This window comes from Polaromonas sp. JS666, assembly GCF_000013865.1.
In the GTDB taxonomy this organism is placed as follows: domain Bacteria; phylum Pseudomonadota; class Gammaproteobacteria; order Burkholderiales; family Burkholderiaceae_C; genus Polaromonas.
The window spans coordinates 2,580,581-2,595,970 of sequence record NC_007948.1 but is presented as its reverse complement, the minus strand read 5'-3'; the positions used below and the strand labels follow the sequence as shown (position 1 = coordinate 2,595,970).

Annotated in this window: 10 protein-coding genes and 2 pseudogenes; 8 read left to right on the top strand and 4 right to left on the bottom strand. The window is 61.3% G+C overall.

The window, feature by feature from the left end; genetic code table 11:
- Positions 1–335: 335 nt before the first annotated feature.
- Positions 336–1,286 carry a transcriptional regulator GcvA gene (gene gcvA / locus BPRO_RS12320; protein WP_011483395.1) on the bottom strand — a complete coding sequence of 317 codons (951 nt, stop codon included), beginning with the start codon at positions 1,284–1,286 and terminating at the stop codon, positions 336–338.
- A 146-nt stretch (positions 1,287–1,432) separates the two neighbouring features.
- On the opposite strand from gcvA, the gene BPRO_RS12315 reads away from it, so the two are divergent.
- The 4 genes and pseudogenes from BPRO_RS12315 to BPRO_RS12305 all read left to right on the top strand — a co-directional run bounded on the left by BPRO_RS12315 (position 1,433) and on the right by BPRO_RS12305 (position 5,851).
- On the top strand, positions 1,433–2,641 hold the full coding sequence (locus BPRO_RS12315) for a CaiB/BaiF CoA transferase family protein (RefSeq protein WP_011483394.1): 1,209 nt from the start codon (positions 1,433–1,435) through the stop codon (positions 2,639–2,641).
- A pseudogene (locus tag BPRO_RS30470) lies at positions 2,638–3,726 on the top strand (acyl-CoA dehydrogenase family protein); the annotation flags it as partial. The gene BPRO_RS12315 and the pseudogene BPRO_RS30470, both read left to right, overlap by 4 nt.
- A 135-nt stretch (positions 3,727–3,861) precedes the next feature.
- Positions 3,862–4,854 (top strand): MDR family oxidoreductase, encoded by a 993-nt coding sequence (locus BPRO_RS30465; RefSeq protein ID WP_041389711.1) that lies wholly within the window; start codon positions 3,862–3,864, stop codon positions 4,852–4,854.
- Between the two features lie 31 nt (positions 4,855–4,885).
- Positions 4,886–5,851, top strand: a complete 966-nt coding sequence (locus BPRO_RS12305; protein WP_011483392.1) for a tripartite tricarboxylate transporter substrate binding protein — start codon at positions 4,886–4,888, stop codon at positions 5,849–5,851.
- 169 nt (positions 5,852–6,020) lie between these two features.
- On the opposite strand, the pseudogene BPRO_RS12300 reads toward BPRO_RS12305, so the two are convergent.
- Positions 6,021–7,056 (bottom strand): annotated as a pseudogene (locus tag BPRO_RS12300) (IS3 family transposase); the annotation flags it as partial.
- On the opposite strand from BPRO_RS12300, the gene BPRO_RS30460 reads away from it, so the two are divergent.
- The 4 genes from BPRO_RS30460 (at position 6,979) to mmsB (ending at position 10,343) form a co-directional block, all read left to right on the top strand.
- Positions 6,979–7,149, top strand: coding sequence for an acyl-CoA dehydrogenase family protein (locus tag BPRO_RS30460; protein WP_232291560.1), 171 nt, complete (start codon positions 6,979–6,981; stop codon positions 7,147–7,149). The pseudogene BPRO_RS12300 and the gene BPRO_RS30460 overlap by 78 nt on opposite strands.
- Complete coding sequence (locus BPRO_RS12290) at positions 7,146–7,934, top strand: enoyl-CoA hydratase (protein WP_011483390.1); 789 nt, start codon at positions 7,146–7,148, stop codon at positions 7,932–7,934. Before BPRO_RS30460 ends, BPRO_RS12290 begins: the two co-directional genes overlap by 4 nt.
- A gap of 185 nt (positions 7,935–8,119) precedes the next feature.
- The gene (locus BPRO_RS12285) at positions 8,120–9,229 is read left to right on the top strand and encodes an enoyl-CoA hydratase/isomerase family protein (protein WP_011483389.1); all 1,110 of its coding nucleotides are present in this window, start codon (positions 8,120–8,122) and stop codon (positions 9,227–9,229) included.
- Positions 9,230–9,440: 211 nt separating this feature from the next.
- Positions 9,441–10,343, top strand: coding sequence for a 3-hydroxyisobutyrate dehydrogenase (gene mmsB, locus BPRO_RS12280; RefSeq protein WP_011483388.1), 903 nt, complete (start codon positions 9,441–9,443; stop codon positions 10,341–10,343).
- A 395-nt stretch (positions 10,344–10,738) separates the two neighbouring features.
- Here mmsB and BPRO_RS12275 read toward each other — a convergent pair whose 3' ends face one another.
- Together BPRO_RS12275 and BPRO_RS12270 are read right to left on the bottom strand one after the other, a co-directional pair.
- A complete protein-coding gene (locus tag BPRO_RS12275; RefSeq protein WP_011483387.1) occupies positions 10,739–13,672 on the bottom strand; it encodes a Tn3 family transposase in 2,934 nt (977 codons plus the stop codon).
- 482 nt (positions 13,673–14,154) lie between these two features.
- Entirely contained in the window at positions 14,155–15,378 is a 1,224-nt protein-coding gene (locus tag BPRO_RS12270; protein WP_011483386.1) for an EAL domain-containing response regulator, read from the bottom strand.
- Positions 15,379–15,390 lie beyond the last annotated feature (12 nt).

Genomic DNA, 15,390 nt, shown 5'->3' with positions numbered 1-15,390 from the left:
GACTTGAGGCTCAAGCGCTGCAAGCCGGACCAGTCGGCCTGCTATATATACCACCTACATTGGCGTTGTGTCCGATGATGTCCCTGAGCAAGTGCAACCTGGGGGAATCGTATTTTTTAGGCAAATCGGTGCGGATGGCAAGAAAGATCCGTTGCAAAACAAGCACTTGACGAAAGCACGAGGGCACGCCAAGGTGTTCCTGCGTAAGCCTTTAATTTGATTAACGCTTTCCACCTCAAGCGCACCGATTTGCCCAAAAAGTACGATTCCCCCATGGTGCGCAAGTCGGTTCATTTCCAATCAGCTCGCGTGGTGCGCGGTTAGTGAAGTCAATGCTACGGCAACATGGTTTGATGGCGATGCAGGTCGTTGTCAATCGGTGTTGCTTTTAGCAAGGCATTCATCTCGGCATCGAAATTGGCGCCTTGTTCCAGCAGCCAATCACAAAAAGTTTTAACTACTGGATCATGCTGGCGTTCGGTCCGCGTGATTAGGAAATAGCCTGGAGTGTCCAGGGTCACGCGACCGAAGGGCGCGACGAGGCGGCCGGCGGCGATGTCTGTGGCCACCAAGGGGGAATAGCCCATGGCCACGCCGATGCCATCTATGGCCGCCTGCAGGCAAAAATACAGGTGCTCGAGTTCAAGTGATTGGGCTGGTACCACGCGACTGTGGTGCGCGAAGGCCAGCCAGTCGTCCCACGCCAGGGGCCGGGCTGGGCATTGCAGGATGGTATGAAGACCCAGGTCGGTGATGTGCGCCAGCGGCAGCTGGCTCAGCAAGGTGGGTGAACAGACTGGGAAGGCGCATTCGGATACCATGCGCACCTTGGTCAAGCCCGTGACCTCCTGGGGTTCACGGCGAATCACCACATCGATGTTGGCGGGCAGTTTGCTCATGGGTTCGAGGCCCGTGGAGATTTGCACTTCGATGTGGGGATGCTGCGAACGGAATTGCGCGAGCCTGGGGAACAGCCAGCGCATCGTGAACGTGGGAAGCGCATTGACGCGCAGAACCTCATGCGCGCTGATGCTTCGCGACGCCGACGCAATGGCGGCCAATGCCGGGCTGACCGAATCGAGGTAGAGCCTCCCCTGGTCCGTCAGCGCCACAGATTTCCCCAACCGCCGAAACAGGGCCACCCCCAGCCACTCTTCCAGCGACCTGATCTGGTGACTTACTGCGCCGTGAGTCACTGAAAGCTCGTCGGCAGCGCGCGAAAAGCTGCGCAACCTGCCAGCGACTTCGAAAGCGCGTATCGAATTGAGTGGCGGTAGTTTTTGCATTAAGTGTTAGTTTTATTCGCAGATCAGGCCAGTTTATATCGTTTGAAGCGGGCGTGTCGCTGTGATTGAATACAGCACGGCTTCAGAAAGCGCATTGGCCTTTCAGCCACATGTGAGTAATTTTATAAACATGGAATGGAGACATCATGCTGTCGGGTAAATTGATTCTGGATCTCAGTTGGGTGCTAGGCGGTCCTTTCGCAGGCCAGCTTTTGGCCCAACTGGGCGCGGAAGTGGTAAAGGTCGAGGCACCGGAAGGTGACTATGCGCGCCGTGTGCCACCGGTCTCGCCGCAGCAGGACTCACCGTTTTTCCTGTCAGTGAATCGTGGCAAGCGCAGCATTGCCATTGACTTGAAGTCCGCTGACGGCAAGAAGGCATTTGACGATCTGGTGCGCCAGGCGGATGCGGTGATCTATGGCTTTGCGCCTGCCGTGCCGGCGCGCCTAGGCCTGGATTTCGCCACCCTGAGCGCCATCAACCCGCGCATCGTGGTGGCCCAAATCATTGGCCTGGATGACCAAGGCGAATACGCCAACGCGCCCGCGTTCGACCTGATGCTTCAGGCGATGTCGGGCGTGATGAGCATCACTGGCGAAGAAGGGGGAAAGCCCGTGCGCGTTGGCTACCAAGTGGCGGACCTGGCGGGCGGCTTGTACTTGGCGCTCGCCACCACCGCGGCATTGGTGAAGGCCTTGACGACCGGCAAAGGGGAACAGATCCAGATTTCCCTGTTCGACGCGCAGATCGCCATGCTCACCTGGCAGGCGCAGGGCTGGTTAAGCGGCGGCCCTGTGCCCCGTGCGACCGGTGCGCGTCACGCGATGATCGCGCCCAGCGACACCTACCGCGCCGCCGACGGCAAGTGGCTGGCGCTGGCGCCGACTGGAGACGCCTTTTGGCGAAAGCTATGCGACGCCATCGACAGGCCCGAGCTGGCCGACGATGCCCGCTTCAATGATGCTGCCGCTCGCATCCGCCATGTGGAGGCACTCACCGGGGAGCTGGCCCGCGCCATCGCGCTGAAGCCGGCCGCCAAATGGATGGTGATTTTCAGCAGCGCTCGTGTTCCCGCCGCGGTGGTCCAGGGGATTGACGAGGCCTTGCAACACCCTTTAATTCAGGCGCGCCAGATGGTCGAGCAGGTGGCCAGACCCGATGGCGCGGCCGCCCTTCCCATGCTCGGCAACCCCTTCAAGTATGCGGACACGCCTGTCCTCGCCTACCCCCCGGCGCTCGGGGCCGACACGGCCGAGGTGTTCGAGCGCATTGCCGGTTATTCGCCCGAACAGGTCGCGCGACTGGCCAAGTCCCGTGCGATTGCGGTGGCGGCTCAGCATGGAGACAAGCCATGACGACCCAGCTCGGCAGCGACACTTCGCACGCTGTGCCCGCCTCACGTTTGCTGGAGCTGGTGCGTCGTTTCGCGATTAACGTGGTGGCGCCGCTGGCGGCTCAAGCAGCCTCGCAGCAAACCTGGGCGGGCACCGCTTTGCGCCAGGCATGCGCCTTGGGCCTGGCGGGCATCGAAGTGCCGGTCGCGCACGGCGGCCACGGCCTGCCCTTCCCGGTGCGCGTTGGCGTGGCTGAGGCGCTTGCCGAGGTGGACTTTGCGTTCGCCTTCGCCTTCATCAACCACCACAACGCGATTTTGCGCATCGCCGAGAAAGGGTCAGAGCCGGCGCGGACGAAGTACGTGGGCGCCATGCTGAGCGGCGAGTTGATCGGCTGCACCGCCATGTCGGAAGACGGCGCAGGCAGTGATTTCACCGCCATCGGCACCCAGGCCCGAAAGGTCGAAGGCGGCTGGTCGCTGACGGGCGCCAAAAAATGGATTGCCAGCGCGAGAGGCGCCGATGTCGCGCTGGTGTTTGCTCAGACAGACCCCGCGTTGGGATCGGCCGGCATCGCGTGCTTCATCGTCAACCTGAATGATCCGGCCTGCCGGCGCGTGGCCGGTGGCGACATGGAAGGCCTGGCTTTGGCGGGCATTGGCGGCTTTGAACTTGATGCGTATGTCGCCCCGGACAGTGACATGCTTTACGCACCCGGCGATGGCTTCAGGCAGGCCATGGCCGGTGTCAACAAGGCGCGGGTCCACATGGCGGCCATGGCTTGCGGGCTGCTGCACGGCGCCTTGCAGCAGGCCACGGCGTACACCGCCTCAAGAATGGTGTTCGGGCAGCCGGTCATCAACCAGCAGGGTTTGCGCTGGTCGCTGGTGGACGTGGCGATGACGCACGACATCCTGCAGATGCTGACGCACCGCGCGGCCGACCTCATTCAGCAGGGCGCGCCGGAAGCCATGAACGCGGCGGCCAGCGCCAAGCTGTACGCGGGCAATGAAACCCTGCCCGCCGTGGGCCAATGCATCCAGGCGCTGGGCGCCCGGGGCATGACGCACGAACAGGGCCTGACCCGAAAGCTGCTGGCCGCCAAGGCCTTGTGCCTGGCCGACGGCTCCAACGAGATCATGCGCGACCGCCTCGGCGCCTCGGTTTTCCAGCGCTATGCGCGCAGCTTCCGGCAGGATAGCCCGGACGGCCTCACTTCAACCTCTCCTGGAGACACGGCCATGACTACGTTCTCAGCCCTTTACATCACCAAAGATGAAAGCGGAGCCAGCCGCGCCGCCGTGCAACTGCTCCAGCGGGACGACCTGCCCGAGGCCGAAGTCCTCGTGCGCATCAGCCACTCCACGCTGAACTACAAGGACGCGCTCGCCATCACCGGAAAATCCCCCGTGGTGCGCAAATTCCCCATGGTGCCCGGCATTGACTTTGCGGGAGTCGTGGAACGCAGCGCGGACCCGCGCTTCAAGCCCGGTGATGCCGTGCTGCTCAACGGCTGGGGCGCGGGCGAGACGAGCTGGGGCGGGCTGTCCCAGTACGCCGCCGTAAAGGGCGACTGGCTCATTGCGCTACCCGAAGGCATGACGACGCAACGCGCCATGTCCATCGGCACGGCGGGCTACACCGCCATGCTGTGCGTGATGGCGCTGGAAAGACACGGCGTCGTGCCGGACGCCGGTCCGGTGCTGGTCACTGGCGCCAATGGCGGCGTGGGCAGCATCGCCATCGCCTTGCTGTCGCGCCTGGGCTACACGGTCACCGCCTCGACCGGCCGCCCTGCAGAAGCGGAGTATCTTCATTCGCTGGGCGCTGCCGCCGTGATGGACCGCGGCCCACTTGGCGAGCCCGGGAAGCCGCTGCAAAAGGAGTCTTGGGCAGCCGCGGTGGACTGCGTAGGCAGCCATACGCTGGCCAACGTACTGGCCAGCACCCGATACGGCGGTGTGGTGGCGGCGTGCGGCTTGGCGCAGGGCATGGACCTACCCGCCTCGGTCGCGCCCTTCATTCTTCGAGGCGTCACACTCGCCGGCATCGACAGCGTCTATGCGCCACCCGCTCACCGTGTGACGGCATGGGGCCGCATGGCCACGGAGCTTGCACCCGAGTTGGTGGAGCGCAACACCCGCGTCATCGGCTTGAGCGAGGCGCTGGCTGTCGCCCCTGAGCTACTGGCCGGCAGGGTACGGGGACGGGTCGTCGTCGACGTTCACAGTTAAATATTTCACTGCACGACAAAGGAGACAAACCATGACATTTCGCATCTTCAACAAAGCACTGTTGGCCGGCATCGCCGCGCTCACGGTAACGGCCCTGCATGCGCAGGACTACCCAACCAGGCCCGTGCGACTGATAGTTCCCTTCCCGCCGGGTGGGTCCGTGGACTATGTCGCGCGCACCATCTCGCAGAAGTTCTCCGAAAACCTGGGCCAGACCGTGATCGTCGACAACAAGGGCGGTGCCTCGGGAACGATCGGAACCTACGAGGCAGCCCGGGCAGCATCGGACGGCTACACGCTTCTCCTTGTATTTGACTCCCATGCAGTCAACAACAGCCTCTACAGCCTCAAGTACGACACCTTCAAGTCCTTTGACTATGTCAGCCTGATCGGCACTATGCCAATGGCCTTGGTGACGTCAAAGAAATCGGGCATCACGACCGTGTCGGCTCTCTTGGAGGCCGCAAAGGCCAACCCCGGCAAGCTTAACTATGGCTCCTCGGGCGTCGGCGGGTCCAACCACCTGAACCCCCTGGCCTTTGAGCGCCAGGCCGGCGTGAGGTTGACGCACGTGCCCTACCGCGGCGGCGGACCGATGCTCACAGCCTTGCTCGGTGGCGAAGTCGACATGGTGATTGGCAGCCTGCCCACCGTGATCGGTTATTCCAAATCGGGGCAAGCCAACATCGTCGCCATCGGCAGCAAAACGGCGGCGCCCCAGATTCCCAATGTGCCAACCATCGACGCCGCCTTACCGGGCTATATCGCGCAGTCCTGGATCGGCATGATGGTGCCGGCCGGAGTGCCCAAAACTGTGTTCAGCCGGATCCAGACCGCCCTGCAAAAGACGCTGGCCGACCCAGCCGTCAAGACAAAAATGGAGAATGATGGCTTCAACATAGTCAACAGCTCACCTGCTGAATTCGAACAGCAGGTCGACCGCGAATCCAAGCGCTGGGCAAAGATCATTCGCGATGCCAACGTGAAGGTGGAGTGAGTCATTTGTAATTCCTACTTTCTGGATTGCTAGGGTGCGAACGCCCCTGGCTGTATGGGGGGGTATGGGGGGGTATGCCGAGATACGCGTAAAAATGATACTTAAGCGAAAAAGTAGCAAAAGTGTTATGCGCCTAACGAATTTGGCCGGGCCTTCCGGGGTCGTTTTGTTCCAGAACGGCATCCATGGCCTCCTGCCGGGTAGCGAATTTTCTGCCGGCAAGCTGGCCATCTTCAGTCGTCCCCAGAAGCTCTCCGTGGGGGAGTATCCCAGCAATTGCCCTTCCTGCTCATCGATGAGCGCATCTTCCAATCTTTCAATGCATCCTGGAATTCGTGGCTGCAATACTGGCTGCCTCGGTCGCTGTGGAATATCAAGCCAGCGTCTGGACGCCGACGAAACCACGCCATGGTCAACGCATCCTTGACCAGACTGGTTTGCATGTGGGGTTTCAGGCTCCAGCCCACCACCTGGCGACTGAACAGGTCGATGACTGCCGCCAGGTACACCCAGCCTGCATCGGTGGCGATATAGGTAATGTCGCCACTCCAGAGCTGGTTGGGCGCCTCAGGAGTGAAACGCCGCTGTACAAGGTCGGGGGCCACGGGCAGGTTGTGTTTGCTGTCGGTGGTCACCACAAACTTGCGTTTGGTCCTGGCCTTGATGCCGTGCTGCTGCATCAGGCGCCGAACGCGCTCCTTGCCCACCCGAATACCTCGGGCGAGAAGTTCCTTGTGCATGCGCGGCCAGCCGTATTCCTGTTTGACCGCGGCATGGATGGCTCGCATGTGGGCCAACAAGGCCTCGTCGCCATAGCGACCTGGTGGAGCAGATCGGTTCCCATTCAGATGGCGTTGCCAGGTGAAGTACCCGCTGGCACTCACTTGCAGCACTTCACAGGAGATGCTCACCGGATAGCGCTTCCTCATTTGGTGAATCCAGGCGTACCTCGCAGTGTGTCCTGCGCATCGTGTGAGCCGCGGCTTTTTTGCGATGTCACGCTCCATCCTCAGGCGTGCAACCTCTGCGCGCAGGCGGGCCAACTCCATTTGCTCGGGTGTGACAGCAGCAGGCTTATTTCCTGCGCCGCTGCCACCGACATCGGCTTTCGCGTCTGCAACGAGGCGCTGCAAATCCACGGCGGCTACGGCTACACCCGCGAGTACCCGCTGGAGCGCTACCTGCGCGATGCGCGCGTGCACCAGATCGTGGAAGGCACCAACGAAATCATGCGCGTGATCGTCTCGCGCCGCATGCTGGAAACCGACAACACAGACAACACCGAGGAAATCCGATGACAACAACAACTTACGCAGGCCTGCAACTGGAACTGCGCGGCCACACCGCCGTGCTGACCCTGGCCAACCCGCCCGCCAACACCTGGACAGCGCAAAGCCTGGCCGCGCTCACGCAACTGGTGAGCGAGCTGAACGCCAGGCGCGAGATCTACAGCCTGGTCGTCACCGGCCAGGGCGAGAAGTTTTTTTCGGCCGGCGCCGACCTCAAGCTGTTTGCCGATGGCGACAAGGCCGTGGCGCGCGAGATGGCGCGCCGCTTCGGCGAGGCGTTTGAAGCGCTGGCCGGTTTTCGCGGCCTGTCGATTGCCGCGATCAACGGCTACGCCATGGGCGGCGGGCTCGAATGCGCGCTGGCCTGCGACCTGCGCATCGCCGAAGAGCAAGCCCAATTGGCGCTGCCCGAAGCCGCTGTCGGCCTGTTGCCCTGCGCCGGCGGCACGCAGTGGCTGAGCTGGGCCGTGGGCGAAGCCTGGGCCAAGCGCATGGTGCTGTGCGGCGAGCGCGTGGACGCGGCCACCGCGCTGCGCATCGGCCTGGTCGAAGAAGTCGTGCCGCGCGGCCAGGCGTTGGCGCAGGCCCTGCTGCTGGCAGCGCGTGTGGAACAGCAAAGCCCGACCAGCGTGGCCGCCTGCAAGCGCCTGATTCAGGGGGCGCGCACGCAGTCGCCCGCCGCCACCCTGGTGGCCGAGCGCGAGGCTTTTGTCGACTTGTTCGACAGCCAGGACCAGCGCGAAGGCGTGAGCGCCTTTCTGGCCAAGCGCGCGCCGGTCTGGCGCAATGCGTGAAGGAAAATATGAACCCCCACGCTCACATTCGTTCGCTGCCCCGCGAGGGGGCTGAGTGCCGCGGCTCCGAGCCTGCCGACGCAGGCTTGGACGGCACGAAGAACTGCTGCGTCTCGCAGCAGTGCGGTCTGCAAGACCAGGCCACCTTTGAGGCGGCTCGGCAGGAGGCCACCATGACCGATGCAATGACCGACGTTGTACTCTTTGACGAGCTGCCTACGGCCTGCGGCCGGCGTTTTGGCCTGGCCACGCTCAACGCGCCCGCCACGCTCAACGCCCTGTCCCTGCCCATGGTGCAGGCACTGACACCGGCGCTGCGTGCCTGGGCGGCGGACCCCGGCATGGCGGGTGTGGTGCTGCAGGCCAGCGGTGACAAGGCCTTTTGCGCAGGCGGCGACCTGCGCGAGCTTTACCAGTCCATGCGCGACTGCGGCGCCGGCCCCAACCCCTATGCGCAGGGTTTTTTTGCGCAGGAATACCAGCTCGACCACCTGATTCACCGCTACCCCAAGCCGCTGCTGTGCTGGGGCCACGGCATTGTTATGGGCGGCGGCATCGGCCTGCTGGCCGGCGCCTCACACCGGGTGGTGACCACCACCAGCAAGCTGGCCATGCCGGAAATCAGCATAGGCCTGTACCCGGATGTGGGCGGCAGCTGGTTTTTGCGCCGCATGCCGGGCAGGGTCGGCCTGTTTCTGGCGCTGACGGGCGCGCCGCTCAACGCGGCCGATGCGCTGTTTTGCGGCCTGGCGGACTTTCATGTCGGCGCGACCAGCCGGGCCGAGCTGCTGGCCGCCATCGGCGCGGCGAAGTGGGGCGATGCGGCGGGCGACAACCACGCCGAACTCTCGCGCCTGCTGGCGTGCCATGCAACCGATACACAGGCTGAATCCAGGCTGCGCCTGCACTTCGACCAGATCAACGCGCTGATGGCCGGCGATGACCTGCTGGACATCGCGGCGCGGCTGCGCAGCCTGCAAAGCGACGACCCCTGGCTGGCGGCTGCGGCCGCCACCTTTACCAAAGGTTCGCCGACCTCGGCTGCGCTGGCTTTCGCGCTGTGGCAGCGGGTGCACCACCTGTCGCTGGCCGAGGTGTTCCGCCTGGAATACCGGGTCTCGCTGGGCTGCTGCGCCCACCCCGACTTTGCCGAGGGCATACGCGCGCTGCTGATCGACAAGGACCGCCAGCCGCGCTGGTCGCCTCCGGTACTGGAGCAGGTCACGCCTGAGCTGATTGAAGACCACTTCAAGCCCCGTTTTGCCGCCCCGCACCCGCTGGCGGCGCTGAGCTGAGCTGAGCTGAGCTGAGCTGAGCTGAGCTGAGCTGAGCTGAGCTGAGCTGAGCTGAGCTGAGCGTCCATGATTGAGACATTCACCAGTCATGACGTCCCACCGTTCGGGCTGAGGTATCGAAGCCTCAGAAGCCTTTCGATACCTCAGGGCGAACGGTCGTGGAGTGCCGATCATGATTCACAGAGCCATTGATAAACATAGGAGAAACACAATGAAAATCGCATTTATAGGCCTCGGCAACATGGGCGCACCCATGGCCCTGAACCTGCACAAGGCGGGCCACCAGGTCGCCGCCTTTGACCTGTCCGATGAAGCCTGCCAGCGGCTGGGCAACGAGGGCGTGCGCATTGCCGACTCCGCCAGCAATGTGGTGCGCGGTGTTGAAGTCGTCATCAGCATGTTGCCCGCCAGCCAACATGTGGAGGCACTCTACCTCGGCAATGGTTTGGGCCATGGACAAGCGGGCCTGCTGAGGCAGTTGCCGGCCGGCACGCTGGTGATTGACTGCAGCACGATTGCCGCGACAAGCGCCCGCAAGGTCGCTGACGCTGCGGCAAAGTTGCAGATTGCCTGCGTAGACGCGCCGGTGTCCGGCGGCACCGGCGGCGCCATCGCCGGCACGCTGACCTTCATGGTGGGCGGCGTGACCCGCGACCTGGAGCGCGCACGACCGCTGCTGGAGACCATGGGGCAAAACATTTTCCACGCGGGCGAAGCCGGTGCGGGTCAGACCGCCAAGATCTGCAACAACATGCTGCTCGGCATTTTGATGATAGGTACCTCGGAAGCGCTGGCCTTGGGCGTGGCCAACGGGCTGGATGCCAAGGTGCTGTCCGAGATCATGCGGCGCAGCTCGGGCGGCAACTGGGCGCTGGAAAAATACAACCCCCTGCCCGGCGTGATGGAGAACACGCCCGCCTCCCGGGGCTACGCCGGCGGCTTTGGCACCGACCTGATGCTGAAAGACCTGGGCCTGGCGCAGGAGAACGCCAGCGCCGTGCGCGCCGCCACGCCGCTGGGCGGCCTGGCCCGCAGCCTCTATGCGGCGCACAGCCTGGCCGGCAGCGGCGCGCTGGACTTCTCCAGCGTGATCCGGCTGCTGCAGGGCAAATAAGCACCCGCACTCTGCTACATGTTTGATAGCTGTCAGTGCATGAAGGGGTAATCGTACTTTCGGTGCGGATTGACACGGCCGTCCCTGAAATGAGTCTAAAAATCAGCGACTTACAGAAGGGGGAATGGCTTTGCTAGCGGGTGAGCCTCAACACCTTGTCACGCAAGAACCTTCCGCGCTGAAGCGCACCAAACGGCACAGAAAGTACGATTATCCATTTCAAATGATTCCGTGACTTTGGAATGATCAAGCCAATGAGTGAAAATTAAGCAGACAAAAATTAATAAAACAAAGATGTTTCATTACTTTTGAGATTAAGTGTCATGTTGGCCTGTATTTCGGACCTTACCAAGATTGCCATAATTACTTCTGATTATTTACACTTCTGCAAAAATTTAGGCACGCTTGGCCGGCTTGTCAGTTGATCCACTTATGAGCATTTCGGCGTAGCGCGACACGCCAAACTTGAATGTCCCCCGGAAATTCACATTGGCAAAGTGCGCAGGCCCCATGCGGGCTAGCCATGTGTCTTCCAGCTTTTGTCCGGTGCGGCGCCAGCGGTCTGCAGTCTCCTGCATGTGATGGGTGTTCCATGCCAGCACCAGATTGGTCAACAGCGTGTGCGAGCCGGAGATCGCAATCATCTCGTCGCGCCGGCGGCCGCGTTCGGATGCCACTTTGCCAAAATAAACCGCCCGTTGAAGTTGGTGCACCGATTCCCCCCGGTTGAGAATGGTGTGAATTTCCCGGCGAAACTCGGGGTTGCTAAAGTAATCGCAGAGGAACAACGTCCTCAATAAGCGCCCAAGCTGATCTGCAGCCTTGTGAACCGGGTCGCCTTGGGCCGCGCTGCCAAAGCGTTGCAAAGCGACATTGGCGCTGACGCGGCCGCTACGGATTGAGGCCGCCAGCCTCAGCAGTTCGTCCCATCCCTTGGTGATTGCTTTGAGCGATACATCGCGCACAAGCACCTGATCCAGGCCTTCTGGCGCCTCCAGACTGCGCGGCAGAAACAGTTTTCTCTCGGACAAATCCCGAAGCCTGGGGCAAAGATCGAACTCTAGAAGCTTGGATATTGCCATGGCCGGATTGGTGTATCCGTGGGTGTCGACGGCCAGCAGGGAAAGCCGCACGCGCTCGGTGCTGTCGTTGTACCGGACCACCCCTTCAATCGCCGGGCCGGCCTGGCGCTCATTCAGAACGATCGGTTGGTCGTAGACAATGCCGTGTTGGTCCAGCACGTGGGTGTACATGCCGGCCGCATGGGTCCGCCGCCGCGGGTCTACACGGGCATTCCACAGGTGTTTGGAAGCATCGAGGCTCATCATGTCACTGGAAGCCGTCTTGCCGCTGCCCCACAGCTCGGCGATGGCGTGCTTGCCCTGGAACTCGACCACGCGTTCATTGGCCCGGCGTAGCCGACCTGAGGCTTCCAGGGCCCGCATGGCTACCGACACTTGGTCAGGATCTAGCTGAGGCGTCATCGCGGCCACGCTCTTGGCATCAATTTCGGTACCGTGGGCGATCAGGGCAGCGTACAAGGCTACGAGCTCACTTTCATCCGTTGCACGGCGCGCCAGCAGGATCTCGCTGAAATTCGTATGCGCATCCATTTCCAGCAACAGATCGGGAAACTGGACGCGGCCGATCTGCTTGAACATCAGGTCACGGGTGCGTTTCGGATCGATTTCCTCGGGCAGGGCTTCCAGCGCGGGCAGATGCAGCATGCCTTGGGCATCGATGGTCAGCTTACCTTGCTGTCTCGCTTCAGAAACAGCCTTCAGTCCCGCCTCAATATGCTTGAGTAGCGGCCGCAAGAAAGCGTCGGGATCAGCGCTCAGGCCCAAGATTGACAAGTGCCGTTCCCTGTCCTGGCGCCATTCCTTGGTCGGGATCAGCATCTGGTCGCGCTCCCGGTAAGAGAAGCTGTGGTCAATCCAGACCGAGCCGCGGCGCAGGCTCTTGCGCAAGCCAACCATGGCGCAGGCCTCCAGCGCCTGTAACGCGCGTTTGCGATCGGGGTCGTCGACCAAATCGCGCCATGGTTTGTCCACCGGAAAAGCCTGATCCTGAGGCAACTCGGTCAGCTTTCCTGCGTAAATTTCCTTGAGTGACGTCAGCAATTTCAGGCTGTTGTCGTTCGAGTATCCCTTGAAGTCCAGGTCCTGCAGGCTGCTGAGCAGCGACCGTATCCGGTGCGGGTCATCCGTTAGGGTTTCTCGCACGCTCGCGGCATGACTGGTGCTCGAAAGCGGGTTTAGATCCGTGACAATATCGCCAATAGCTGCCAGGCGCTGTTCGGCTGGCTGGCTGGTGTCATTGACCAGTGCTTTGATCGACAGGAGACGCTCACGGTATTCAACGGAAGACCGGGCCTGCTTGGCCTGGGTTTTTTCATAGGCGTGGCGCACCAGGTCGGACACCCTGCGGGCCGACTGGTACATCAACCCGTCAGTCAGTTCCAGCAAAGTGATTCGCAGGAAAAAGACCAGCTCGATGGCTTGGCTTGAGTCCGTCAGCCTGCGAGTCATCACCGGCCTTCTGTCCTGAATATTTTGCGCATAACCACGCTGTTTTTCCAGCGGGATGGAGTCGAATGTCCACTCGTGGGTGCCCAAGCCTTTCAGGAAGCTGATTTTTTCAAGCGTCTCAGTGAAAGTGCCTGGGCTATGGCGTTTTGGTGGGGTTCTAAGCCACTCCAGAGTCGTTGACGCCCCGTCCTTTCGTGGGCTGAAAACAACTTCACGGCAACGCGCTAGCAAGTTCGCAGGTACGGTCGCCTGCACCGTGGTCAATATGGCGGCTTCGACGTTGGCGTAGCACTTACGCGCCAAATCGCGAACCTGCCGGTCACTTGGAATCAGGAGTTTGCGCTCATACAGCCAGCGGCAGGCACTGGTCACCAGTTCATCCACAGAACTGACTTCATTAGCTTGGGCGTTTAGATAGGCAACCAGCAGATCGCTATTGGATTTGTCGACATCTTTGAGCCCAAGGTATTCCTTGGCCCAGAGCTGGTGCTCATAGTGGGTTGGCCGACGCTGATAGATGCTGCGCAGAGAAGCAATGGTGGGCGCGCGCCCTCCAATAGCCTCTCCCACATGGTGCAGCAGTGCTCTAGGCAAAGTCGACACCCGATCAAGAGGTCGCCCAGACGCTCGCAAAAAGAGCAACATGACAGCCACGCCAGCTCGCCGGTCCGCCCGAAACCGCGCACTGATCGCCTCAACATCCGCCTTGGACAGCCGGAAGTATTGCTGAACGTCAAATTCCGAGAGTCGAGCCGGCAAACTCTCGGCGCCTATGTACCGATATTCGAAACTGGCCATTTAAATCATCGGAGAGTGGATGATTGGCAGACTTTAATGCATAGCGTATTCAGCGGCGATGTTGGGCGTGCAGATGCTGAAATTTGCTGGTCTTTCTACCGAGGCGTGACCTCGCAAGCCTTATCCAGCTTGGTTTTGCACGCAAACCGTATCAATTTGCACGAAAGATACGATTACCCCATGTAAGCGATAAAAAGTTTCTCGTCGAAACTCGCTTCCATGCCCGCTTTCGGTTCGTCCGTGCCTGCTTGTGCCGTGATGATGAATCGCATCGTCGTTTCTCCTTGTGGATTGGTGCCTCTACTACCACGACGAATGGCGACTCGTCAGATCGACACGGCCAGCGGTCTTTTTTCAGGTTTTCCGAATTCACTGATCTGACTTGCTTCCCTGTGCTGGCGATGGCAATGCGGTCTGCTAATGACGGGGCACATGGCTGACTGCAGTAAGTTTGACCATTTCGGCGAAATAACGTTGACCAGCTAGCTGGGGGAAACAGTACCTTGCGGGTCCGGCGGTTTCCAACCCCGAGCCCAATCGAGGTAGGCCCCCGCCTCCATCGGCCTTGCGATGAAATAGCCCTGTGCGAAGGCGCAGCCGAGCTGGCGCAGCAAATTCCAGTCTGCCTGCGTTTCAACCCCTTCGGCTACCGCTGTGATGTTGAGCTTCCTCGCGATGTCGAGACTCGATTCAAGGACCACCCTGGCCGATGCCTGCTTGGTTGCGTTTGTCACAAAGGATTGATCGATCTTGAGCTCGGTAAAGGCGATTCGCGTGAGTTGCTGCATTGAGGCGTAGCCGGTGCCGTAATCGTCAATAGACAAGCCGAAGCCCTTCATGCGCAGGCGCGCGAGGTTCTCGAGTGCTCTGCCTACATTGGTTGTGGCCACGGACTCGGTTACCTCGAGGACCATATGGCGTGGCTCCAGCCCCTGGTCGAGCACAAGCTGCGTCACGCGGTCGGCAAGGTGCACGTCGCCCAGCGATTGGGGCGACAGGTTGACCGACACGGTGGCCTGCAGCCCGGCACTGAGCCAGGTCCTGCACAGTGCCGCTGACTTTCTCAGCATGACTTCCATGAGCGTATCGATCATGCCCTTATCTTCGAGCCGGCCGATGAACGCGTGGGGGGCGACGATACCCCTATAAGGATGGCGCCAGCGCGCGAGTGCTTCTGCCCCCTTGATTTTCCCGGTGGCCAATTCGACCTTGGGTTGAAGAAAGGGTTCGAACTCATCGTTCCTCAATCCTTCCACGATCTCCTCCAGCGTGAATGATGGAGCTGTCGTCCCAGGCTGGTCCCGCCGGGTCTGTGTTGCCTTATGGCGTTCGATCAGCAGCCCCAGCTTTGCGGGGTTGAGCGGTTTTTCCACAACGCCCAGCAGCTGGATACCGTAGGCCTCTGTCATGGTCTCGACCGAGGCGATCAGGTTACGCTCCAGCGCACTGGCGATGATGACCGACACCGGGGACTCGCACTCACCCAGGCGGCGAATGAATTCCATGCCGTCCATGCCCGGCATATCAAGGTCGCAGATGACGATATCGATGGGCCGATCGGGGTCGCGGATGATGGTCAACGCGTCATGGCCGTCCGCCGCTTCATGGACACTCTTTGCGCCCAAGCCGTCAAGCATCCTCACCACCGTGCTGCGCTGGAAATCATGGTCTTCGGCAACCAGAAAATGTAAGTTGTTGATCGACATTTCACATCCTTT

Bases quoted from the DNA above. Each gene is read 5' to 3' on its own strand.
- BPRO_RS12285 (WP_011483389.1), top strand. From the start codon at position 8,120: ATGACCGACGTTGTACTCTTTGACGAGCTGCCTACGGCCTGCGGCCGG.
- mmsB (WP_011483388.1), top strand. From the start codon at position 9,441: ATGAAAATCGCATTTATAGGCCTCGGCAACATGGGCGCACCCATGGCC.
- BPRO_RS12290 (WP_011483390.1), top strand. From the start codon at position 7,146: ATGACAACAACAACTTACGCAGGCCTGCAACTGGAACTGCGCGGCCAC.
- BPRO_RS12275 (WP_011483387.1), bottom strand. From the start codon at position 13,672: ATGGCCAGTTTCGAATATCGGTACATAGGCGCCGAGAGTTTGCCGGCT.
- BPRO_RS12270 (WP_011483386.1), bottom strand. From the start codon at position 15,378: ATGTCGATCAACAACTTACATTTTCTGGTTGCCGAAGACCATGATTTC.
- BPRO_RS12305 (WP_011483392.1), top strand. From the start codon at position 4,886: ATGACATTTCGCATCTTCAACAAAGCACTGTTGGCCGGCATCGCCGCG.
- BPRO_RS12315 (WP_011483394.1), top strand. From the start codon at position 1,433: ATGCTGTCGGGTAAATTGATTCTGGATCTCAGTTGGGTGCTAGGCGGT.
- gcvA (WP_011483395.1), bottom strand. From the start codon at position 1,286: ATGCAAAAACTACCGCCACTCAATTCGATACGCGCTTTCGAAGTCGCT.
- BPRO_RS30465 (WP_041389711.1), top strand. From the start codon at position 3,862: ATGACTACGTTCTCAGCCCTTTACATCACCAAAGATGAAAGCGGAGCC.